The following is a 21,318-nucleotide window of genomic DNA, read 5'->3' as shown; positions in this document are numbered from 1 at the left end:
GGGTAGGCTCTCAGCGTGACGGATACGCGAGAGTTCACGGATGCCCACGGCATCGCCATCGTCTACGACGTCCACCCGGCTGAGGGCGCGCCGCGCGGAGTCGTGCAACTGCTGCACGGCGTCGGCGAGCACGCGGGACGCTACGGCGCGCTGATCGGCGCGCTCACCGGCGCGGGCTTCACGGTCTACGCGGACGACCACCGCGGACACGGCCGCACCGGCATCCGTCAGCACGAAGGGCCGGCCAGGCTCGGCCGTCTCGGCAAGGGCGGGCTGCGCGCGGCGGAGGACGCCGTCTGGCAGCTGACCGGCATCATCCGCGATGAGAACCCCGACCTGCCGCTCGTGCTGCTCGGTCACTCCTGGGGTTCCTTCCTCGCGCAGATGCTCGTCAACGACCACCCCGACGCGTGGGATGCCGTCATCCTCTCCGGATCGGCGCTGCGCATGCCCGGCTCGCTGAACGCCGCGCCGCTGAACGCCCGCTGGGCCGGCCCTGATGCGACCGGGTTCGAGTGGCTCAGTCGCGACCCCGCGGTCTGGGAGTCGTTCGAGAACGATCCGCTGACCACCGACGTTCCACTGCTGAAGCTCTTCGGTCCCATCGAGGCCGCGAAGCTCTACGGGCGCCCGGCGAAGGACCTGGTCGCGAAGGGCGGACGCGACATCCCGCTGCTGCTCCTGGTCGGACGCGACGACCCGGTCGGCGGACCCCGCAGCGTGCACAAGCTGGCCGAGGAGTACCGCACCCGCTCCGGCTACACCGACATCACGACGCTGGTCTACCCGGACGCGCGGCACGAGATCTTCAACGAGCTGCAGCAGGGAGAGGTACGTGCCGACGTGCTCTCCTGGCTCGACAAGCGCTTCCCGCCGCGCGACTGACGGCGTTCTCCGGCGTCGCCGTGTTACGCACCATGAACGCCGATGACAGTCGGTGAAGTTGCGTGACGTGATCCCCGTCTCCGTAAGTGGCGCGCCCATAGATTCGGGGGCAATATTCCGCGGACGAGCGAGGTGCGCCTGAGCGGTGCGCTCGCACGGGAGGGCGCTGCTCCGATGAGTTTCGAGAAGGACTGGCATGACTGGCACACGTCGCGCGAGCGCTACGCCGGCGCGGAGTATGGGCCCGCCGCGCTCGAGTCGACGAACTGGCTGATCGGGATGCCGGCCGCGGTCGACGGCATCCCTGGCCTCTGGGCGCTCACGGAGGACGGCGGCATCCGCGGCACCGACCTCGGGCGGGCCGGCGAGAGCGTGGCACTGCGCGGAGTGCAGACGCTGCGGCTCGGGAGACGGGAGCTGCGACGGTTCACGCGCAACGACACCGTCGCGTTGCGCGTCTACAACCCCGGACGGCCGGAGCGGGAGCGGTTCAGCGGGATCGACGCCTACCGCCCCGACCGTGCGTGGCGGGTGGCGGCGACGTTCGAGCCGACCCCGGGCGAGCAGGTCACCATCACCACGGTCGACGGTGGGGCGCATGAGTCCCCGCTCGCCGGTCGGTTGCACTTCTCCGTGCGCGAGAAGGATCACGAGCTGACGGTCACCCGCAACGCGCAGGGCGCGCTGAGCGCGGTGTTCGGCGACGGCACCAACGGGCGTGAGACCTACCGGTTCCGGTTTCTGCTCGTCGACGAGCCCGCGGCCGACGGCACGGCGGTGATCGACTTCAACCGGGCGTACCTGCCGCCGTGTGCGTTCTCCGACCAGTTCGTCTGCCCGCTGCCCCCGCCGGGCAACCGCTACACCGTGCCCATCCGTGCGGGTGAGCGCGCCGTGGTGCTGGGCCGCTGACGCGGGACCGGGGCGGTCGGGGGCGCGCGGACTTAAGCTGGAACCGTGCACGGTGAATACAAGGTCCCAGGGGGAAAGCTCGTCGTCGTCGACCTGGATGTCGAGGACGGCAGGATCGCGCGGTTCCGACTGGCCGGTGACTTCTTCCTCGAGCCGGACTCCGCGCTCGACGACATCAACGCCGCAGTGACCGGGTTGCCCGTCGAGACGGATGCCACCGCGATCGCGACCGCCGTGCGCGAGGCCCTGCCGGCGGGCGCCCAGCTGCTCGGATTCACCCCCGACGCGGTCGGCACGGCGGTGCGGCGCGCGCTGGTGACGGCGCCGGGGTGGCGCGACTTCGACTGGGAGATCGTGCACGACAAGGCCGTCTCCCCGCGCATGAACCTCGCACTCGACGAGGTGCTCACCGCCCGCGTGGGCGAGGGGCGCCGCCGCCCCACTCTGCGTATCTGGGAGTGGGACGAGTCCGCCGTCGTGATCGGCTCCTTCCAGTCGTACCGCAACGAGGTCGACCCCGAAGGGGCGGCCCGCCACGGATTCGACGTCGTGCGCCGGATCTCCGGCGGCGGGGCGATGCTCATGGCCGCGGGGCAGATCATCACGTACTCCCTGTACGTGCCGGCGTCGCTGGTCGCGGGCATGACCTTCGCCGACTCCTACGCCTTCCTCGACGACTGGGTGCTGCAGGCGCTGCGGTCCCTCGGCATCGACGCGGTCTACCAGCCGCTGAACGACATCGCGAGCCCCACCGGCAAGATCGGCGGGGCGGCGCAGAAGCGTCTCGCCAACGGGGGAGTGCTGCACCACGCAACGCTGTCGTACGACATCGACGGTCAGATGATGATCGAGGTGCTGCGCATCGGGCGGGAGAAGCTGAGCGACAAGGGCACCACGTCCGCGGCCAAGCGCGTCGATCCGCTGCGCAGCCAGACCGGACTCACCCGCGCCGAGATCATCGACCGGTTCATCGGCACCTTCCGCTCGCTGACCGATGCCGAGACCGGGGCGATCAGCGCCGAGGAGTACGCCGCCGCGGAGGCTCTGGTGGAGTCGAAGTTCGCCACCGACGCGTGGCTGCACCGGGTCCCGTGACCGACCCCTCGACAGGCTCGGAGGGTGGCGCATCCGAAATTCGGGAGAATGCGCCTTCTGCGGCCGCATCCGCCGAATCCGGCCGAAGAACATGCACCTCTCCGACAGAGGTGACGCCCGGTGCCGTCACGATCATCGAGGGCGACAACCTCGCCGCGGCGGCGACTCTGCCCGCGGCATCCTTCACCCTGATCTACCTCGATCCGCCGTTCAACACCGGCCGTACGCAGGAACGGCAGGTGGTCACGGCGCGGCGGGCGTCCACAACTCCTCAAGAATCCGAGGCCCCCGACTCGAGTAGTGCGGACTCGCGGGAGTCTGAGAGCGCGGAGACCCCGGAAGTGAGGAGTTCTGAACCGGAGGCCGCCGAGACCGAGATCCGCCACGGCTTCCACGGCCACGCCTACGAGCGGGTGCGGGGGATGCTGCGCACGTACGACGACCGCTTCGACGACTACGGCACCTTCCTGATGCCGCGGCTCGAGGAGGCGTGGCGGCTGCTCGCCGACGACGGCACCCTGTACCTGCACCTCGACTACCGCGAGGCGCACTACGCCAAGGTCATGCTCGACGCGGTGTTCGGGCGGGACTCGTTCCTCAACGAGCTCATCTGGGCCTATGACTACGGGGCGAAGTCGCGCCGGCGCTGGCCCACCAAGCACGACACGATCCTCGTCTACGTGAAGAACCCGCGGACGTACGTCTTCAACGCCGACGAGATCGACCGCGAGCCGTACATGGCGCCCGGCCTCGTGACGCCCGAGAAGGCAGCGCGCGGCAAGCTGCCGACCGACGTCTGGTGGCACACCATCGTCCCCACCACGGGCCGCGAGAAGACCGGATACCCCACGCAGAAGCCCGAGGGGATCCTGCGCCGCATCATCCGCGCCTCCAGCCGCCCCGGCGACCGCGTGCTCGACCTCTTCGCCGGAAGCGGTACGACCGGCGCAGTGGCGTCGGCTCTGGGGCGGGATGCCGTGCTCATCGACGACAACCCCGAGGCGGTCCGCGTCATGCGCGAGCGGATGCCGCATGCCGAGGTGACGGCGCTGGGCTGAGGCTCCGCACGATCCACAGGCGCGTACCGCCCGGCTACGCGATGTAGATCTTCCGCAGCGTCTCGGTGACGGTCCACGTGGTGCGCTGCCCCTCGGCCAGGCGCACCACCGAACCGGGGCCGACCGTGATGTCGGGCAGGGACGGGTCGTCGAAGGTGATCGTGGCGTGCCCGGAGAGCACGACGAACACCTCGTCGACCTCGGTGTCGGTGGCCGTGCCCGGCGTCATCTCCCAGATGCCGATCTCGACCTCGCCCAGAGACGCCAACGCCTGCGTGCCCGTCGTGGGAGTGCCGGAGAGGACCTCGTCGACCGGCAGCGGTTCATGGGTGAGACGGAGGGCGCCCGCGTCCACGCCGGTTCCTGCGGCGAGCCCGCTCACGAGTCGAAGCCCATCCCGAGCGCGTCGAGCGTCTTGAGGAACAGGTTGCGCTTGCCCTCGCGGTGGTCGGCCTGATTCATGGCTGCCCGCACCAGGTTGATGCCGATCGCGGCGGCAGGCTCGGGCGGGAACGGCACCGGCCTCTCACGCACCATCTTCAGCGTCGTGCGCTCGGTCTCCTCGCCCGCGAGCTTGTCGAGCATGACGTCGGCGGCGAACCGCGCGGCGCCGACGCCGAGCCCGGTGAACCCGGTCGCGTAGGCGACGCGGCCCTTGCGGGCGGTGCCGAAGAAGGCGCAGAACCGGCTGGACGAGTCGATCGCCCCGGCCCACCGGTGCGTGAACGTGAGCCCCGCGAGCTGCGGGAACGTCGTGAAGAAGTGCGAGGCCAGGCGCCGGTGGCTCTCCATGCGGTCCTCGTACTCCGGGCGCACCTTGCCGCCGTAGTGGTAGATCGCGTCGTAGCCGCCGAACAGGATGCGGTTGTCGGCGGTGAGCCGGTAATAGTGGAACTGGTTCGCGCTGTCGGCGAGACCCTGGCGGTGCGACCATCCGATCGACGCGAGCTGTGCGTCCGAGAGCGGCTCGGTCATCAGCACGTAGTCGTACACCGGAACGGTCATCAGGCGGTTGCGTTTGAGCAACGACGGGAAGACGTTGGTACCCAGCGCCACGGCATCCGCTGTCACGCGTCCGCCGTCGGTCACCAGCGTGAGCGCCGAGGAGCCGTCGCCCTCGATGCCGCGCACCAGGGTGCGCTCGTGGATCTCGACGCCCAGCTCGGACGCGACGCGTGCGAGCTCCAGTCCCAGCTTGGCCGGATGTACCATCGCGCAGCCCTCGCGGTCCCAGGAGCCGGCGAGGAACGTCTCCGAGTGCACCTCGGCCTGCACCGCATCCTCGTCGAGGAAGTCGTCTTCGCCGCGGAGCCATTCGACCTGGTGCGGCTCCACGGCGACCGCCAGCTGGCCGGTGCGCTCGAAGTCGGTGTCCATGCCGTAGCGCGCGACGGTCTGCGCGATGCCGTCGAGGTTCGCCAGGCCCAGCTCCTCGAGCCGGTCGATCTCGTCGGGCCAGCGATTCACGCCGTTCTCGTGGCCGTGGGTGAGGCTGGCCTCGCAGAACCCGCCGTTGCGGCCGGATGCGGCCCAGGCCACGCGGGATGCCTCGAGCAGCACGACCCGGCGCTCGGGGTCGCGCTCCTTGGCGCGGATCGCGGTCCACAGTCCCGTGTAACCGCCGCCGACGATCGCGAGGTCGGCGTGCACGGAGCCGGACAACGGCGGATGCACCGGTCGCTCGACGTCATCGAGCCAGAACACCCCGAAGGCCGTGGACCGCAGGGAGTCGTCGATGACGGACTGCGGCGGCTGCTGACGCTCGAAGACGGTGGTTCCCATGATCACTCCGTTGGATGACGGGGCGCGCTTCAGCGCGTACCCCAGTTGTAGAGGTCTTTGTACAGGCCCGCATAGAGCAGGCTCTCGGTCTGCGCGATGCCGTCGATGGTGCGGATGCGGGTCGCGATGAGGTCGAGCAGGTGCTCGTCGTCCTCGCACACGGCCTCGACGAGGATGTCGAACGTGCCGAGGGTGACGACGACGTACGCGAGCTCGGGGATCTTCGTGAGCTCCTCGGCGATCGTGCGCGGATCGCCCGTGACGCGGATGCCGATCATCGACATGCGGTGGAAGCCGAGCTGCATCGGATCGGTCACGGCGACGATCTGGATGATGCCCGCCTCGGTCATCCGCTGGACGCGCTGGCGGGCCGCTGCCTCGCTGAGCCCGACCTCGCGACCGATCTCGGCATAGGGCCGACGGCCGTCCTCCTGGAGGAGTTCGACGATCCGCTTGGAGATGTCGTCCAGGGCAGGCTGCTTCGGCGTGGTGCTCATGTGTCGATATTGACAGGTTGAACATGCTCTGGCAACCGATTCAGTTGTTTCGTCAGGAAAGTGCTTCAGATTTCGCACACTCCTCGCTACCATGTGGACATGCCTTCAGAGACGTTGCAGAACTTCATCGGCGGTCGCTACGTTCCCGTGCGTGGAGCGGGCAGTCTGCCGCTCATCGATCCGGCGACCGAGGAGGAGTACGGCGCGCTCCCCGTGTCGGACGGCAGCGACGTCGACGACGCCTACGCCGCGGCATCCGCTGCCTTCCCGCTCTGGCGCGACACCACGCCCGCCGACCGGCAGCTGGCGCTGTTCCGCATCGCCGACGACATGCTCGCCCGCGCCGAGAAGTTCGCCGACCTGGAGTCGCGCGACACCGGCAAGCCGCGCGCCACGCTCGTCGCCGACGAGATCATGCAGTCCGTCGACCAGCTGCGCTTCTTCGCCGGCGCCGCCCGCAGCCTCGAGGGCCGCGCCGCGGGGGAGTACCTCGCCGGGCACACCTCCTTCGTGCGCCGGGAGCCGATCGGCGTGATCGGTCAGGTCACCCCCTGGAACTACCCGCTCAACATGGCGGTGTGGAAGATCGGCCCCGCGCTCGCCGCGGGCAACACCGTCGTGCTGAAGCCGGCCGAGTCGACGCCGCTCACCACGCTGCTGCTGGCCGAGATCGTCGCGGCGCACACCCCGGCGGGAACCCTGAACGTCGTGCTCGGCGACCGTGACACCGGTGTGGCTCTGGTCGAGCATCCGACGCCGCAGATGGTCGCGATCACCGGATCGGTGCGCGCGGGTATGGCCGTGGCCCGCTCGGCCGCGAACGACGTCAAGCGCGTTCACCTCGAGCTGGGCGGTAAGGCCCCGGCGATCGTGTTCCCGGATGCGTCGATCGAGAAAGCGGTCGAGGGCATCGTCACCGGCGCGTTCTTCAACGCAGGCCAGGACTGCACCGCCGCGACGCGTGTGCTCGTGCACGCTTCGATCCACGACGAACTGGTCGCGGCGCTGGTCGCTCGCGCCCGCACGCACGCCCGCACCGGCGGACCGCACGAGGAGGGCGTGCTGTACGGCCCGCTCAGCAGCGCGGCACAGCTCGCCCAGGTGGCGGGGTTCGTCGAACGACTCCCCGCGCACGCGAAGATCGAGACCGGCGGTGCACGCCAGGGCGACCGCGGCTACTTCTGGGAGGCCACGATCGTGTCGGGTCTGCACCAGGACGACGAGGCCGTGCAGGGCGAGATCTTCGGGCCGGTGCTGACCGTGCAGTCGTTCTCCGAGGATGCGGAGGCGCTGGCGATGGCGAACGACGTGCCGTACGCGCTGGCCGCATCGGTGTGGACGACGGATCACGCGCGTGCGATGCGGTTCTCACGCGACCTGGACTTCGGGTGCGTGTGGATCAACACCCACATCCCGTTCGTGTCGGACATGCCCCACGGCGGATTCAAGCACTCCGGCTACGGCAAGGACCTCTCGCAGTACGGCTTCGACGACTACACGCGCATCAAGCACGTCATGTCCGCGCTGGACTGAGCTCCCCCGCCCGCGCCCGCCGAGTGCACGGGTTGTCGCCGAGTGCACGGGAAACTTGCGCGGAGAGGTCGTGCACGCGGGCGGATGCCGTGCACTCGGCGCTCGACCGGGCGCCCCGCGCGTCATGTTTCCGGGCGGCGGCCCGGGGACGCGGCGCGATGTGGGAGGCTGGGCGGAGCTGACTTGGGGGGATCGCCATGACCAGGCCACTCGCAGGGCCCCAGACCCTGCTCCGCGCACTCAACGGCCGCGCGATTCTCGAAGCGCTCGCGCGCACCGGCCCGCGCACCCGTGCCGAGCTGATGGCCGCGACCGGGCTGTCTCGCACCGCCGTCACGCAGGTGCTCCGCATGCTCGAGGGCGCAGGGGCCGTCGCTCCGGCTGGCGTCGACCGTGACACCCGCGGTCCCGCGGCCAGTCGGGTCGCGCTGCACCCGCATCTCGGGTTCGCCGCCGCGATCCACGCCGACCACCATGCGGCACACGTCGTGCTCGTCGACCCGACCGGCGCGGTGCGCGCCGAACTGCACGAGGACTTCCCCCGCGTCGACGATCGCGTCACGCACATCGCCCGCCTGGTCGATCGGGGGCGCCGCGTGGTGAATGGGCCGGTGCACGCGGCGGTCGTGGGCGTCCCGGGCATCGTCACCGCCGACGGCAGTATCCGCAACGACGAGGGTCCGGACGGCGGCGCATTCCGCTCGGCGCTCGCCGCCGCGCTCGGGTGCGAGGTGCGCATCGAGAACGACGTCAACCTGGCCGCTCTCGCCGAGCTCTCCGTCGGTGCGGTCGCCGATCTGTCCAGCTTCGCACTGCTGCTCCTGGTCGACGACGGCCTCGGTGCGGGGATCGTGATCGACGGCGCGCTGCACCGCGGCGCCTCCGGCATCGCCGGCGAGATCATGTACCTGCCGCAGAGCCCGTTGCCGATCGGTGCTCCGGTCGTGAACGACGCCGTGGTCAGCGACCTCGCCCGCGCGTACGATCTCGACCCCGACGCGCTGCTCGGCGCGCACCTCGAAGCCGCGGCCGACGGTGACGATGCCGCGCTGCAGCTGGTCACCGAGGTCGCCAGACGCCTGGTGCTGATCGCCGGCACCATGACGCTCGTGCTCGACCCCGAGGCGTTCATCCTGAGCGGCAGCGCCGCGCACCCTGTGCTCGCCGGGGCGGTCGCCCGGATCGCCGATGAGTACGCGCCGCTGTTGTCCGTGGGTTTCCGGGTGTCGTCGTTCGGCGTCGAAGCCCCGCTGATCGGCGCGACAGGGGAGGCCGCATCCGCTCTTCGCGCCGCGCTGTTCACCCGTATCCTGACCCCACCCGACAAGACCGGACGCTGACCCACCCGATAGGAGTCGACGATGACTGCTCCCTCCGATCTCGCCGAACGCCTCGGGCTCGCTCCCGGGGCCAGGGCGATCATCCTCAACGCCGACGACTTCGGCATGTGCCATGCGGCGAACACCGCGATCGTCGAGCTGCTGGATGCCGGACGCATCGACTCCACGACGCTGATGGTCCCGTGCTCGTGGGCGCCGGAGGCGCTGTCGTTCGCCGCCGCGCGCCGTGACCTCGACGTCGGCGTGCACCTGGTGCTGACGAGCGAGTGGTCCCGCTACCGGTGGCGTCCGCTCACCGGCACCACGACCACGCTGGTCGACGCCGACGGCTTCTTCCCGGTCGATGTCGCCTCGGTCGAGCAGCACGCCGCGACCGACGACGTCGTCGCCGAGCTCGCGGCGCAGCTGCAGGCCGCCCTCGACGCCGGGGTCGATGTCACCCACCTCGACAACCACATGGGTTCCGTGTATGGACTCGCGACCGGCCGTGACTTCCTCGGCGAGGTCTTCGCGCTGGCCGCGCAGCACGGGCTGCCGTTCCGCCTGCCACGCAGCATGGACGGCGTCAGCGCCGACACCCTCGCCAGGGCGACCGGCGCGGCTGACGCGCTCGGGGTCGAGATCATCGACCGGCTCTGGTCGCACCCCTTCGAGCTGGTCGGCGAGGGCACGGACGCCGCCGAGACCTACGAGCAGGTGCGAGACGGCTTCGTCGCGCTGCTGCGAGCCGTCCCCGCCGGTGTCACCGAGATCTACCTGCATCCGATGACCGATACCGAGGAGCTGCGGTCCGCGGTCGACTTCGCCGCCGTCAAGCGCGGCTACGAGCTGCGCCTGCTCTCCGACCCGGTCGTGGTGCAGACGATCGCCGATGAGGGCCTCGTGCGCATCGGCTGGCGTGCGCTGCGCGATCTGCAGCGGGGCACGCGATGACCTCGCTCCTCACGCACCTGCGCGACCGCCGACTCGACGCGGCGCCGACCAGGGCGCAGTCGACCGCCTTCGGTCTCTCCGGGTTCCCCACCCAGCTCATGGCGCAGACGTTCTCGGCGTTCGCGGTCTACTTCTACGTCTCGCACCTCGCCGTGCCCGCCGCATGGGTGGCGGCCGCGCTGATCGCCCACGGCATCCTCAACGCGCTCCTGAACCCGGTGATCGGCGCACTGTCGGACCGCATCCGCACCCCGTGGGGTCGGCGCATCCCGTGGATCGGCTTCGGCATCGTGCCGCTGGTCGTCGGATTCGTGCTGGTCTGGATGCCGCCGGAGCTGCCGACCGGTGGGCTGATCGCCTGGTTCCTGATCGTGGTCGCGGTCTATGACATCGCGTTCGTGGTCGTGGTGCTCAACATCTCCGCGCTGTTCCCCGAGATCTTCCGCACCACGGCCGAGCGGGCGCGGGGCAATGTGCCCCGGCAGATCTTCGCGATCCTCGGCATGGTGCTCGGCACCGCGGGGGCGCCGCTGCTGTACGACTCGATCGGCTGGCCGGGCATGGCGCTCGTGCTGGGTGCGGTGTGCCTGGTGCTGCTGGTCTGGTCGTTCCTCGGGGGCATGGTCGAACGCCGCGTGCCGGAGGCGGCGTCCGAGGCGATGCGCTTCCGCGACCAGCTGACGTACACGTTCGCGAACAGGGCGTTCGTGCCCTACGTGCTCGGGTCGCTGTTCGTGCAGACGTCGATCGCGATCATCCTCGCCGCCGTGCCGTTCTACGTGCGCTACTCGCTGCGCGCCCCAGACGGGGAGAGCAGTCTGCTGCTCGGCGCGATCTTCGTCACCGCGATCCCCTCGATCGTGCTGTGGAGCGCGATCGTGCGCCGCACGAACCCGCGCACCGCCCTGCTGTGGAGCGTGGCGGTGTTCGGCATCGCCGTGCTCGGCTACCTGGTGCCGACGAGCGTCCTCGGCGCGGCGCTGGTGGGCGTCGCGGTGGGTGTCGGTGTCGGCGGTCTGCTGCAGCTGCTCGAGGTGGTGCTCGCGCAGATCATCGACGAGGATGCCGGGCGCACCGGCCACCGCCGCGAGGGCGCCTACTTCGGCGTGAACGGCTTCGTGGTGCGCGGCTCGGTCGTGCTGCAGGCGATCGTCGCGGCGGTGGTGCTCACGTCATCCGGTTTCGACGCCGCGCTGGAGGATGCGCAGCCCGCTACCGTCGACGGCGGCATCCGGCTCATGCTCGCCGTGATCCCGCTGCTGTTCACCGCGCTGGCGTGGCTCTGCTTCTGGCTCTACCCGATCCGCCGTCGCGATCTCTGAGGCTCAGCCGGCGTTGCGGCGGGCCTCCCAGCCCGTGCGCACCATCTCGTCGACCGTGTACCGCATGGTCCAGTCGAGGTCACGGGCGGCGAGCTCTCCGGTGGCCACGATCCGGTCGGGGTCGCCGGGGCGGCGCGGGCCGATCTCGGGCGTGAAGTCGATGCCGGTCACGCGGGCGACGGCATCCATGATCTGCTTCACACTCAGGCCGTCACCGGAGCCGAGGTTGTACGCGGGCTCGATGGCCTCACCGGACGACAGGCGCTTCGCGGCGGCGACGTGGGCCGCGGCGATGTCGCCGACGTGCACGTAGTCGCGCACGTTCGTCCCATCCTCGGTCGCGTAGTCGTCGCCGAAGATCTTCGGGGTGCTGCCCGCGATCAGCGCCTCGAACACGATGGGGAACAGGTTGTGCGGGCTGACGTCGTACACCGTCGGATCCGCGGAGCCGACCACGTTGAAGTAGCGCAGCGAGGTGTGGCGCAGTGGCGTCTCAGAGTCGGCGGTCGCGATCGCCTGGTCGCGCAGCAGCCACTCGCCGATCAGCTTGGACTCGCCGTAGGGGCTGGCGGGCTTCTTCGCGGTGTCCTCCACCACGAGCGCGACATCCGGGGTGCCGAACACGGCGGCGGATGACGAGAACACGATGTTCGCGACGCCCGCGGCCTGCATGGCCTCGAGGATCACGCGGGTGCCTTCGACGTTCTGCGCATAGGTGTGCAGTGGACGCTGCACCGAGACCCCGGCGTACTTGTAGCCGGCGACATGGATCACGCCCTCCGCATCATGGTCGCGCAGCGTCTTCTCGACGAGCGCGCGATCCAGGATGCTGCCCTGCACGAACGCCACGCCCTCCGGCACGAACGACGCCACCCCGCTGGAGAGGTCGTCGAGCACGACCGGGGTCAGCCCGGCATCTGCGAGAGCGCGCACCACGTGCGCACCGATGTAGCCGGCGCCGCCGGTGACGATCCAGGACATTGCGTTCCTCTCCTGTCGCACCCGAGGGGCGACTCCGTCTGTCATTCTCTCAGGCGTCGCGGTGCGCGCCCGCCGACGGGACGACCGTGAACAGGTGCGGGGCACTGAATCCGGCGTCGGCGAAGGCCGCGTCCACGGCGGTCGACACCGCCTCCACCGCGCCCTGCTCGACGAGGGCGATCGCGGCGCCGCCGAAGCCCCCGCCGGTCATCCGGGCGCCGATGGCACCCGCGGCCAGGGCGGCCTCGACAGCGGTGTCGAGCTCGGGTACCGAGATCTCGAAGTCGTCGCGCATCGAGGCGTGCGAGGCGACGAGCAGCTCGCCGATCGCCCGCGCGCCCTGCTCGCGCAGCACCCCCACAGTGTCGAGCACGCGCTGGTTCTCGGTCACGATGTGCCGCACGCGGCGGAACGTGACATCGTCCATGAGCTCTTCGGCGCGGGGGAGGTCGGTCACCGACACATCCCGCAGGCTCTTCACGCCCATGATCGCCGCTCCCTTCTCGCACGACGCCCGGCGCTCGCCGTAGCCTCCCGTGGAATGCGCGTGCTTCACCCGCGTGTCCATCACGAGGATCGCCAGGCCGGATGCCGCGGCGCCGACCGGCACGGTCTGCGCTTCCAGCGAGCGGCAGTCGAGGAAGATCGCCTCGTCCGGCTCGCCCAGCATCGACGCCATCTGGTCCATGATCCCGGTCGGCGCTCCGACGGCCTCGTTCTCGGCGCGGCGTCCGATGCGGGCGAGCGCCACCTTGTCGAGTCCGGCGTTCCAGAGGTCGTTGAGAGCGGATGCCGTCGCCCCCTCGATCGCGGCCGACGAGGAGAGTCCGGCGCCGACAGGCACGTCCGAGGCGATCGCGATGTCGACACCGCGACCCGCGGCTCCTGCCAGCTGCAGCGCCCACGCGACCCCGAGCGGGTAGGCGGCCCACTCGGGGACCGCAGGCGCGGAGCCCGTGGTGGTCGGGAACAGCGCGGTCAGCTCGTCGAGCGCGACCTCGACCACGTCATCCGCGAAGGTCGATGCCACGCGGATGCGGCCGTCGTCGCGCGTGCCGACCGCCGCGACCGTGCGGTGCGGGATCGCGAACGGCAGCACGAAGCCCTCGTTGTAGTCGGTGTGCTCGCCGATCAGGTTGACGCGGCCGGGGGCCGACCAGAGTCCGTCCGGCTCGTGTCCCGTCAGGGCTGCGAAGAGCGCGCGGGCGCTGTGCTGCGCGGCGGTCATGCGGAGGCCTCCTCGGCGCGGGCGATGGCTTCGCGGATGCGGGCGGCGCCCTGCTCCGGGGTGACCTCGGCGGCCCAGGCCCACATCGCGGCCTCGGAGCCGGCGAGGAACTTGAGCTTGTCGGCGGCGCGGCGCGGGCTCGTGAGCTGCAGGTGCAGGCGCACGGTGTCGCGGCCCACGTTCACGGGCGCCTGGTGCCAGGCGGCGATGTACGGCGTCGGGGTGTCGTACATCGCATCGACGCCGCGCAGCAGACGCAGGTAGAGCGGCGCGAGCTCATCGCGCTCGGCTTCGGACGTCGCGGCGAAGTCGGGTACGTGGCGGTGCGGCGTCAGGTGCACCTCGAGGGGCCAGCGGGCGGCGAACGGCACGAACGCCGTCCAGTGCTCGCCGCGGAACACGACGCGCTCCGACGCCTGCTCGAACTCCAGCACGCGGGCGAAGAGGTCGGGGGCGGTGCGGTCGATCGCGTCGAGCAGCCGGGTGGTGCGCGGGGTCACGTAGGGGTAGGCGTACAGCTGACCATGCGGATGTGGCAGGGTCACCCCGATCGCCTCTCCGCGGTTCTCGAACGGGAACACCTGCTCGATCCCCGGCAGCTGCGACAGGGCGGCCGTGCGGTCGGCCCAGGCTTCGATCACCGTGCGGGCGCGGGTGACGGACTGGGTGCCGAACGATCCGGAATGCTCGGGGCTGAAGCACACGACCTCGCAGCGTCCGACCGAGGTGCGGGTGCGGCCGAGTCCGAGTGCGGCGAGGTCGTCGAGACCGCGGGGCGGGTTGCTCGCGGCGGGCGCGGCGCCGATCGCCTCGGCCAGGGCGGGTCCGAACGCGGGAGAGCGGTTCTCGAACACGGCGACGTCGTACAGCGACGGCACCTCCGACGGGTTCGTCGGGGTCTGCGGTGCGAGCGGGTCGGCGTCGGCGCCGGGCATCATGACGCGGTTCTGTCGGTTCGCGGCGACCGTGATCCAGTCGCCGGTGAGCACGTCGAGTCGCATCGTCGCGGTGTCGGGACGGGGGTCGAGCGTGCGAGCGTCGACCGCGCGGTCGGGGCCGAGCGTCGAGTCGCGGTCGTCGTAGTAGATGATGTCGCGGCCGTCGGCCAGCTGGGTTGCGCGCTTGACGACGCCGGCGCCGAGGGTCTCGGTCCGCATCTCAGGAAGTTCGGTCGTGTTCACGTAAACATGGTACGACTTCGGCCGTGGTAACGTCAACATTGCGGAGTTATGGACGGGGGATACCAGTGACCGGAGACGATCTCAGCCTCGCGCTCGACCGTGGACCGCGCCGTCGCCGTCCCGCCACCGGCCGCGTCTCGATGGCTGCCGTCGCCGCACGCGCTGGTGTCTCCGGCCAGACCGTCTCTCGTGTCGTGAACGACAGTCCTCGGGTGGACCCCGCCACGCGCGCCAGGGTCGAGCAGGCGATGTCCGAGCTCGGCTACCGTCCGCACCGCGCCGCCCGCGCCCTGCGCACCGGTCGCTCACAGACCATCGGCCTCGTCGTCACGACCCTGGCCACCGTCGGCAACTCGCGCATGCTGCAGGCGACGGCCGAGGCGGCAGCCGAACGCGGCTACGCCCTCACCCTCGTCACGGCACGGGCGAGCGTGGCGGAGGCCTTCGAGCGCCTCGCCGAGCAGGAGGTCGACGGCGCGATCGTGCTGAACGAGGCGTCCGCCCTCGTGCCGACCGCCGACCGCCCTGCCGGGCTCCGGCTGGTCGTGGTCGATGCGGTGGCCGGCACCGGATTCCATGCCGTGCACAGCGATCACGCCGGAGGGGCGGCTGCGGCGACGCGTCATCTGCTCTCGCTCGGGCACCAGGTCGTGCACCATCTCGCCGGTCCTGCCGACTCCTTCGCCGCGACCGAACGCGAGCGCGGATGGCGTGAGGCTCTCGCCGCCGCCGGCATCCGTCCGCCCTCCGTGGTGCGTGGAGACTGGAGCGCGCAGTCCGGCTTCGCGGCAGGCGCGCAGCTCTCCGCCGCCTCCGCAGTCTTCTGCGCGAATGATCAGATGGCGCTCGGGCTGCTCCGTGCGCTCGCAGAAGGCGGGCGACAGGTGCCGGAGGAGGTCAGCGTCGTCGGCTTCGACGATGTGCCGGATGCGGCGAACTACCGTCCACCGCTCACCACGATCCGGCAGGACTTCACCGCCCTCGCCCATCGAGCCGTCGCGGCCCTGGTCGCCGACATCGAGGGCGAGGGTGCCGGCTCGTCGGCGTCGGTCGTCCCCACCGTGCTGGTCGAGCGCGCCAGCGCCCGCCGGAGCTGACCCCGACGACTCACCGACATCCTTCCGGTTGCGCCACAGCACGTACACCAGGCGATTCGGGCACCCTTCCGCACCCGGAATGCGCCCGTCGGCGACGTCGCTAAGCTCGGGTCCGGGAGGACACGATGACACGGGTGGTGCTGGCTCCGGACAGTTTCAAGGGAACCATCACGGCAGCAGACGCCGCGCGTGCACTTGCCGAGGGATGGGCAGCAGTCGACCCCGCTGCGGAGTTCGTGCACCGGCCGATGGCCGACGGCGGCGAGGGCACGGTCGCGGCATTCGAGGCCGCCGTCGCCGGATCTCTGCGCATGCCGGTGACGGTCGATGGCCCCGCGGGGGTCCCGGTCGACACTTTCTGGCTGCTGCTGCCGCCCACGGCCGATGCACCGCTCGGCACCGCGGTGGTCGACCTCGGCTCCACCTCCGGCATCGAGCTGCTCGACGAGCTGCGCCCCTGGGACGCCGACACCTCCGGGTTCGGACAGGCCATCGCCGCCGCCCTCGACCACGGCGTCTCGCGCCTCGTGCTCGGCATCGGCTCGAGCGCGTCGACCGACGGCGGCACCGGCATGCTCACGGCTCTCGGCGCGCGGTTCCTCGACGCCGACGGTGCGGTGATCGCCCGTGGCGCGCGGGGACTCGCGAGCCTCACGATCGTCGACCTCAGCGCCCTGCGCCCGGCCCCTGACGTGCGGGTGCTGACCGACGTCACGAACCCGCTGGCCGGTCCACGCGGCGCGACCGCCGTGTTCGGCCCTCAGAAGGGACTCGTCGACGAGGTCGGCCGTGTGCGCGTCGATGCCGCTCTCGTCCGCCTGGCAGCACTGCTCGGCATCGACGCCGCGCTTCCCGGCACCGGCGCGGCCGGTGGAACCGGAGGAGCGCTGGTGGTGTGGGGCGGAGTGCTCGTGCCCGGTGCCGCCGAGGTCGCGGAGCTCATCGGCCTCGCCGAGGCCATCGCTGATGCGGATGTCGTCATCACGGGCGAGGGGTCGTATGACGGGCAGTCCGGCGACGGCAAGGTGCCCTCGTTCCTCGCATCCCTCGCGGCCGATGCAGGGGCACGGGCGGTACTGGCCGCCGGTCGCATCACTGCGGACGCGGACACCTCGCTGTTCGCGGCATCCGTGTCGCTCGCCGATCTCGCCGGGTCCTCCGCCGCCGCGCTCGCCGAGCCGGCCCGCTGGTTGCGCGCGGCCGGCAGCGCACTGGCGCGCGCCGCCAGGTGACGTCGTCACCTGTCACAGGCTCAGGAGCGCGTGCGCGCTTGAGCCGCCGGAGCACTCAGCCGCCGAGTGCGGCCGACACCACGGCGCGGGCCTCGGCCTGCACCTCGGCGAGGTGCTCCGGGCCACGCAGGCTCTCGGCGTAGAGCTTGTACACGTCTTCAGTGCCAGAGGGACGGGCGGCGAACCAGGCGTGCTCGGTCTGCACCTTGAGCCCGCCGATCGCCGCGCCGTTGCCCGGTGCGTGCGAGAGCTTCGCGGTGATCTCCTCGCCGGCCAGGGTGGTCGCCGACACTGACTCGGGGGCGAGCTTCGCCAGCGCGGCCTTCTGCTCGGGCGAGGCCGGCGCGTCGACGCGCTGGTACGCGGACGAGCCGAACGCCTCCTCCAGCTCGCGATACCGCTCGGACGGGGTCTTGCCCGTCACAGCGATGATCTCGGCGGCGAGCAGGCAGAGCAGGATGCCGTCCTTGTCGGTCGACCACACCGAGCCGTCCTTGCGCAGGAACGAGGCGCCGGCGGACTCCTCGCCGCCGAACGCGACGGAGCCGTCGAGCAGTCCCGGGACGAACCACTTGAACCCGACGGGCACCTCGAGCAGACGGCGACCGAGCGATTCGGCGACGCGGTCGATGATCATCGACGACACCAGCGTCTTGCCGATCGCGGCGTCGCGCGGCCACTCGGCGCGGTGCGAGAACAGGTAGTCGATCGCGACGGCCAGGTAGTGGTTCGGGTTCATGAGGCCGGCATCGGGGGTGACGATGCCGTGCCGGTCGGCATCGGCGTCGTTGCCGGTGAGCACGTCGAAGTCGCCCTTCTTCGCCACCAGCGATGCCATCGCCGAAGGCGACGACGGATCCATGCGGATCTTCTCGTCCCAGTCGAGCGTCATGAAGCGCCAGGTCGGGTCGACCTCGGGGTTCACGACCGTGAGGTCGAGGTCGTAGACCTCCTTGATGAGAGCCCAGTACTCGACGGATGCGCCGCCCAGGGGATCGGCGCCGATGCGCACTCCCGCGCGACGGATCGCGTCGACGTCGATGATCGTGGCGAGGTCGCGCACGTACGCGTCGCGGAAGTCGTAGCCCGTGATGGCATCCCAGTCGACGTCGCCGAAGCGCTGTCGCTTGACGCCGTCGAGCCCGTTCGCGATGAGCTCGTTCGCGCGGTCGGCGATCCAGCCCGTGGCATCCGTGTCGGCAGGTCCGCCATGCGGAGGGTTGTACTTGAAGCCGCCGTCGCGCGGCGGGTTGTGGGAGGGCGTCACCACGATGCCGTCGGCGAGACCCGCGTTCCCCTCACCCGGTCCCTGAGCCTGTCGAAGGGCGCGGTTGTAGGTGAGGATCGCATGGCTGAGCGCCGGGGTCGGCACCCAGGAGTCGCGCGAGTCGACCCGCACGTCCACCCCGTTCGCCAGCAGCACCTCGATCGCCGTGCGCTCGGCCGGGAGCGAGAGCGCGTGCGTGTCTCTGCCGAGGAACAGCGGACCGGTGATGCCCTGGCCCGCCCGGTAGTCCACGATCGCCTGCGTGGTGGCGAGGATGTGGTTCTCGTTGAAGCTGCCCGACAGCGATGAACCGCGATGGCCGCTGGTGCCGAAGGCCACACGCTCGGAGGCGACGTCGGGCTTCGGGATGCGGTCGTAGTACGCGGCGATCAGTTCGTCGACATCGATGAGGTCAGTGTCCTCCGCGGGGAGGCCGGCACGGCTCGTCATGCACACAGTCTGCCCCCGATCCCGCTGCAGGAGAAACTTCGGTCTCCTCCATCGCGGGGAGGGCTAAGGTGAAACGCGTGACTGAACGCCGTACCTACAGCTATCTCGGCCCTGCCGGAACCTTCACGGAAGCGGCACTCGATCAGGTCGCAGAGGCGCGCGGTCAGCAGTGGCGTCCCGTGCACAACGTCGGCGAAGCGCTGGCCGACGTGCTCGACGGTCGCAGCTTCGCGGCGATGATCGCGATCGAGAACTCCATCGAGGGCGGTGTCTCCACCACCCAGGACGCTCTTGCGACGCTCCCCGGCCTGCGCATCATCGGCGAGTACCTGGTGCCGGTCAACTTCGTGCTGGTTGCGCCCCCCGGCACCACGCTCGACCAGGTGCAGGTCATCGCCGCCCACCCCGTCGCCTACGCCCAGTGCCACGGCTGGCTCGGCGAGCACCTGCCGCAGCACTCGCACGTGCCGGCGGCGAGCAACGTGGCCTCGGCCATCGGTGTGCTCGACGGCACACTCCCGGCGCAGGCGGCGATCGCCGCCCCCGGAATCGTGAACCACTACGACGTCGACGTCCTCGCCTCCGGTATCGGCGACAACGCGCAGGCCGTGACGCGGTTCGTGCTCGTCACCCGCACGACCGCCCCGCCCGCGCCGACCGGTGCCGACAAGACGTCGCTGATCGTCGAACTGCCGCACGACCACCCCGGGTCGCTGCTCGAGATGCTCGAGCAGTTCTCGACCCGCGGCATCAACCTCTCGCTCATCGAGTCGCGGCCGATCGGCGACGAGCTCGGTCGATACCGCTTCGTGATCGACGCCGATGGACACATCGAGCACGAGCGGATGGCGGATGCGATGCTCGGCATCCGCCGCTTCAGCCCCCGCGTGGTGTTCCTCGGCTCGTACCCGCGCGCCGACCGCCAGATCGTGCACTACCCGGAGCGCTACGCCGACGACGTGTTCGTCGAGGCGCGCGACTGGCTGCGCGGCATCCTCAGCGGCGAACCGGCGGAGTAGTCGGGGCCCGGTGTCCGCGAGCTCAGTGCTCCTGGAACAGTGGCCAGGCGCTCCCAGGGATCATCCGGGCGTGCAGGGCCCCCTTCGCCGAGGCGAGGGTCGGGTACGTCCCCGCTGGGCCGTCCGCTCCCGCCATCGTGACCTGATAGCCCTCGTCGTCGTGGCGGATGCTGCCGACCACACCGTTCGTGCCGTAGGCGACCCAGAGTGCGAGTGTCTTGGTGGTGCTCATCGTCGAACCCCTCTCTCGTCCCGAGGCTACGCCCGTCCTCTCCCGAAGGCCAGGCCCCTTGACACAGCCCTCGTGAGTGCGCGCTCTCGGCGAGTGCACGGGATCGCGCCGAGTGGACGGGATGCCGACGCGAACAGGTCGTGCAACTCGGCGCCAGGTCGTGCATTCGGCGGTGCGGCTGCGGCGCGGCTAGAGAGCTGCGGCGACGAGTTCCAGCGTCTGGGCGCGGCCCACAGCGGATGACTTCGGCTCGGCCTCGTACGCGCCGGCGACGGGGGAGAGCATGACCTCGTCGACGCCGTAGCGCGTGGCGAAGTCGCGCACCTCTGCGGCGACCGACTCTCCGGTGCCGACGAACCAGCGCGACCGGGCGCCCTGCACGACCTGGTCGGTGGCGGCATCCGCTTCGGCGATACCCGCCGCGATCGCCTCCTCCACGGTCTCGAGCGCGGTGAGCGGCTTGTTCAGACGCAGCCGCGCCATCATTCGCAGCTGGGGGAGGGCGCGAGCCTCCGCCTCCTCGACGGTCGGCGAGGCCACCGCGTTCACCGTGAGGAAGGTGCGCGGCTCCGGGTGCTCCTCGCTCGGACGGTAGCCGGTGCGATACAGGTCGAGCGCTCGCTCCAGGCCCTGGCCCGAGAAGTGGTTCGCGAACACGTACGGCAAGCCGTGCGACGCCGCGAGCTGCGCGGAGTAGTCGCTCGATCCGAGCAGCCACACCTCCGGCACGCCGGTCGCCGCGGGGGTGGCGTGCACGGTGTATTCGCCGCCCGAGGTGAAGCGCAGGGTGGCGCCGTCTCCGGAGAGCAGCGCCGAGATGTCCTGCACGTGCCGGGGGAACTGCTCCACGTCGCTCGTGGTGCCCGAGCCGCGCAGCAGCTGTGTGATCACGGGATCGCTGCCGGGCGCGCGGCCCAGGCCGAGGTCGATGCGCCCGGGGGCGATGGCCTCGAGCGCCGAGAACTGCTCCGCCACGATGAGCGGTGCGTGGTTGGGGAGCATGACGCCACCGGAGCCCAGGCGGATACGGCTCGTGCGGGTCGCGGCGGCGGCGATCAGCACCGGCGGGGTCGTGGACGCCACGGCGGGCATGTTGTGGTGCTCCGCGAACCAGTAGCGCCGATAGCCGAGGCGGTCGGCCGTCTCGGCGAGGTCGAGGGAAGCGGCGATGGCCTCCGTGCTGGTCTGCCCGGTGCGCACCGGCACGAGGTCGAGGACGGAGAGAGCTGTATCGGACATCCCCGTCTGCAACGCGCGTTGCTGGCGCTGCATTC

Annotated in this window: 20 protein-coding genes; 11 read left to right on the top strand and 9 right to left on the bottom strand. The window is 70.8% G+C overall.

Annotated features, from left to right (window positions below; translation table 11 throughout):
* Window positions 1–15 precede the first annotated feature (15 nt).
* From KZC51_RS00185 to KZC51_RS00170, 4 genes are all read left to right on the top strand, one after another.
* Window positions 16–885 (top strand): alpha/beta fold hydrolase, encoded by an 870-nt coding sequence (locus KZC51_RS00185; RefSeq protein WP_247628005.1) that lies wholly within the window; start codon window positions 16–18, stop codon window positions 883–885.
* A 174-nt stretch (window positions 886–1,059) separates the two neighbouring features.
* Window positions 1,060–1,797 (top strand): DUF1684 domain-containing protein, encoded by a 738-nt coding sequence (locus tag KZC51_RS00180; protein ID WP_247628004.1) that lies wholly within the window; start codon window positions 1,060–1,062, stop codon window positions 1,795–1,797.
* Window positions 1,798–1,842: 45 nt separating this feature from the next.
* Window positions 1,843–2,892, top strand: a complete 1,050-nt coding sequence (lplAB, locus tag KZC51_RS00175; RefSeq protein ID WP_247628003.1) for a lipoate-protein ligase LplAB — start codon at window positions 1,843–1,845, stop codon at window positions 2,890–2,892.
* A 110-nt stretch (window positions 2,893–3,002) separates the two neighbouring features.
* A complete protein-coding gene (locus KZC51_RS00170; RefSeq protein ID WP_308194273.1) occupies window positions 3,003–3,950 on the top strand; it encodes a DNA-methyltransferase in 948 nt (315 codons plus the stop codon).
* A 34-nt stretch (window positions 3,951–3,984) separates the two neighbouring features.
* Here KZC51_RS00170 and KZC51_RS00165 read toward each other — a convergent pair whose 3' ends face one another.
* From KZC51_RS00165 to KZC51_RS00155, 3 genes are read right to left on the bottom strand one after another with little or no spacing between them, the layout of a single operon-like run.
* Window positions 3,985–4,332, bottom strand: coding sequence for a cupin domain-containing protein (locus KZC51_RS00165; RefSeq protein WP_247628002.1), 348 nt, complete (start codon window positions 4,330–4,332; stop codon window positions 3,985–3,987).
* Window positions 4,329–5,732: an NAD(P)/FAD-dependent oxidoreductase gene (locus KZC51_RS00160; RefSeq protein WP_247628001.1), complete on the bottom strand. Its 1,404-nt coding sequence runs from the start codon at window positions 5,730–5,732 to the stop codon at window positions 4,329–4,331. Before KZC51_RS00160 ends, KZC51_RS00165 begins: the two co-directional genes overlap by 4 nt.
* Window positions 5,733–5,761: 29 nt before the next feature.
* Window positions 5,762–6,229 (bottom strand): Lrp/AsnC family transcriptional regulator, encoded by a 468-nt coding sequence (locus tag KZC51_RS00155; RefSeq protein WP_247628000.1) that lies wholly within the window; start codon window positions 6,227–6,229, stop codon window positions 5,762–5,764.
* Window positions 6,230–6,328: 99 nt separating this feature from the next.
* Between KZC51_RS00155 and KZC51_RS00150 the strand changes: the two genes are divergently transcribed.
* From KZC51_RS00150 to KZC51_RS00135, 4 genes are all read left to right on the top strand, one after another.
* Window positions 6,329–7,762 (top strand): gamma-aminobutyraldehyde dehydrogenase, encoded by a 1,434-nt coding sequence (locus tag KZC51_RS00150; RefSeq protein WP_247627999.1) that lies wholly within the window; start codon window positions 6,329–6,331, stop codon window positions 7,760–7,762.
* A gap of 197 nt (window positions 7,763–7,959) precedes the next feature.
* Window positions 7,960–9,102: an ROK family transcriptional regulator gene (locus tag KZC51_RS00145; protein ID WP_247627998.1), complete on the top strand. Its 1,143-nt coding sequence runs from the start codon at window positions 7,960–7,962 to the stop codon at window positions 9,100–9,102.
* A gap of 21 nt (window positions 9,103–9,123) precedes the next feature.
* Window positions 9,124–10,035, top strand: a complete 912-nt coding sequence (locus KZC51_RS00140) for a polysaccharide deacetylase family protein (RefSeq protein WP_247627997.1) — start codon at window positions 9,124–9,126, stop codon at window positions 10,033–10,035.
* Complete coding sequence (locus KZC51_RS00135) at window positions 10,032–11,357, top strand: MFS transporter (RefSeq protein ID WP_247627996.1); 1,326 nt, start codon at window positions 10,032–10,034, stop codon at window positions 11,355–11,357. The genes KZC51_RS00140 and KZC51_RS00135 overlap by 4 nt, the downstream gene beginning before the upstream one ends.
* Before the next feature lie 3 nt (window positions 11,358–11,360).
* Here KZC51_RS00135 and galE read toward each other — a convergent pair whose 3' ends face one another.
* From galE to galT, 3 genes are read right to left on the bottom strand one after another with little or no spacing between them, the layout of a single operon-like run.
* Window positions 11,361–12,338, bottom strand: a complete 978-nt coding sequence (gene galE, locus KZC51_RS00130) for a UDP-glucose 4-epimerase GalE (RefSeq protein ID WP_247627995.1) — start codon at window positions 12,336–12,338, stop codon at window positions 11,361–11,363.
* A gap of 49 nt (window positions 12,339–12,387) precedes the next feature.
* Window positions 12,388–13,566, bottom strand: a complete 1,179-nt coding sequence (gene galK / locus KZC51_RS00125; RefSeq protein ID WP_247627994.1) for a galactokinase — start codon at window positions 13,564–13,566, stop codon at window positions 12,388–12,390.
* On the bottom strand, window positions 13,563–14,723 hold the full coding sequence (galT, locus tag KZC51_RS00120; RefSeq protein ID WP_247630557.1) for a galactose-1-phosphate uridylyltransferase: 1,161 nt from the start codon (window positions 14,721–14,723) through the stop codon (window positions 13,563–13,565). Before galT ends, galK begins: the two co-directional genes overlap by 4 nt.
* 164 nt (window positions 14,724–14,887) lie before the next feature.
* On the opposite strand from galT, the gene KZC51_RS00115 reads away from it, so the two are divergent.
* Window positions 14,888–15,844 carry a LacI family DNA-binding transcriptional regulator gene (locus KZC51_RS00115; protein WP_247630556.1) on the top strand — a complete coding sequence of 319 codons (957 nt, stop codon included), beginning with the start codon at window positions 14,888–14,890 and terminating at the stop codon, window positions 15,842–15,844.
* 125 nt (window positions 15,845–15,969) lie between these two features.
* Window positions 15,970–17,076: a glycerate kinase gene (locus tag KZC51_RS00110; protein ID WP_247627993.1), complete on the top strand. Its 1,107-nt coding sequence runs from the start codon at window positions 15,970–15,972 to the stop codon at window positions 17,074–17,076.
* A gap of 55 nt (window positions 17,077–17,131) precedes the next feature.
* Here the strand turns inward: KZC51_RS00110 and pgm are convergent, their stop codons facing one another.
* Window positions 17,132–18,793: a phosphoglucomutase (alpha-D-glucose-1,6-bisphosphate-dependent) gene (gene pgm / locus KZC51_RS00105; RefSeq protein WP_247627992.1), complete on the bottom strand. Its 1,662-nt coding sequence runs from the start codon at window positions 18,791–18,793 to the stop codon at window positions 17,132–17,134.
* A 68-nt stretch (window positions 18,794–18,861) separates the two neighbouring features.
* On the opposite strand from pgm, the gene pheA reads away from it, so the two are divergent.
* A complete protein-coding gene (pheA, locus tag KZC51_RS00100) occupies window positions 18,862–19,812 on the top strand; it encodes a prephenate dehydratase (RefSeq protein WP_247627991.1) in 951 nt (316 codons plus the stop codon).
* A 22-nt stretch (window positions 19,813–19,834) separates the two neighbouring features.
* Here the strand turns inward: pheA and KZC51_RS00095 are convergent, their stop codons facing one another.
* Window positions 19,835–20,044, bottom strand: a complete 210-nt coding sequence (locus tag KZC51_RS00095; RefSeq protein WP_247627990.1) for a methyltransferase — start codon at window positions 20,042–20,044, stop codon at window positions 19,835–19,837.
* 189 nt (window positions 20,045–20,233) lie between these two features.
* Complete coding sequence (locus KZC51_RS00090) at window positions 20,234–21,283, bottom strand: LLM class flavin-dependent oxidoreductase (protein ID WP_247627989.1); 1,050 nt, start codon at window positions 21,281–21,283, stop codon at window positions 20,234–20,236.
* Window positions 21,284–21,318: the final 35 nt, after the last annotated feature.

It is taken from the genome of Microbacterium croceum (genome assembly GCF_023091245.1).
GTDB classification, from domain to species: Bacteria; Actinomycetota; Actinomycetes; order Actinomycetales; family Microbacteriaceae; genus Microbacterium; species Microbacterium croceum.
The sequence above is the reverse complement of the archived record's forward strand: the minus strand, read 5'-3'. Positions and strand labels throughout refer to the sequence as shown.

What these genes read in the sequence shown, in the direction of transcription:
- KZC51_RS00180 (WP_247628004.1), top strand. Translation starts at nt 1,060, where the DNA reads ATGAGTTTCGAGAAGGACTGGCATGACTGGCACACGTCGCGCGAGCGC.
- KZC51_RS00160 (WP_247628001.1), bottom strand. Translation starts at nt 5,732, where the DNA reads ATGGGAACCACCGTCTTCGAGCGTCAGCAGCCGCCGCAGTCCGTCATC.
- KZC51_RS00155 (WP_247628000.1), bottom strand. Translation starts at nt 6,229, where the DNA reads ATGAGCACCACGCCGAAGCAGCCTGCCCTGGACGACATCTCCAAGCGG.
- KZC51_RS00150 (WP_247627999.1), top strand. Translation starts at nt 6,329, where the DNA reads ATGCCTTCAGAGACGTTGCAGAACTTCATCGGCGGTCGCTACGTTCCC.
- KZC51_RS00145 (WP_247627998.1), top strand. Translation starts at nt 7,960, where the DNA reads ATGACCAGGCCACTCGCAGGGCCCCAGACCCTGCTCCGCGCACTCAAC.
- KZC51_RS00140 (WP_247627997.1), top strand. Translation starts at nt 9,124, where the DNA reads ATGACTGCTCCCTCCGATCTCGCCGAACGCCTCGGGCTCGCTCCCGGG.
- KZC51_RS00135 (WP_247627996.1), top strand. Translation starts at nt 10,032, where the DNA reads ATGACCTCGCTCCTCACGCACCTGCGCGACCGCCGACTCGACGCGGCG.
- galE (WP_247627995.1), bottom strand. Translation starts at nt 12,338, where the DNA reads ATGTCCTGGATCGTCACCGGCGGCGCCGGCTACATCGGTGCGCACGTG.
- galK (WP_247627994.1), bottom strand. Translation starts at nt 13,566, where the DNA reads ATGACCGCCGCGCAGCACAGCGCCCGCGCGCTCTTCGCAGCCCTGACG.
- galT (WP_247630557.1), bottom strand. Translation starts at nt 14,723, where the DNA reads ATGCGGACCGAGACCCTCGGCGCCGGCGTCGTCAAGCGCGCAACCCAG.
- KZC51_RS00115 (WP_247630556.1), top strand. Translation starts at nt 14,888, where the DNA reads ATGGCTGCCGTCGCCGCACGCGCTGGTGTCTCCGGCCAGACCGTCTCT.
- KZC51_RS00110 (WP_247627993.1), top strand. Translation starts at nt 15,970, where the DNA reads ATGACACGGGTGGTGCTGGCTCCGGACAGTTTCAAGGGAACCATCACG.
- pgm (WP_247627992.1), bottom strand. Translation starts at nt 18,793, where the DNA reads ATGACGAGCCGTGCCGGCCTCCCCGCGGAGGACACTGACCTCATCGAT.
- KZC51_RS00095 (WP_247627990.1), bottom strand. Translation starts at nt 20,044, where the DNA reads ATGAGCACCACCAAGACACTCGCACTCTGGGTCGCCTACGGCACGAAC.
- KZC51_RS00090 (WP_247627989.1), bottom strand. Translation starts at nt 21,283, where the DNA reads ATGTCCGATACAGCTCTCTCCGTCCTCGACCTCGTGCCGGTGCGCACC.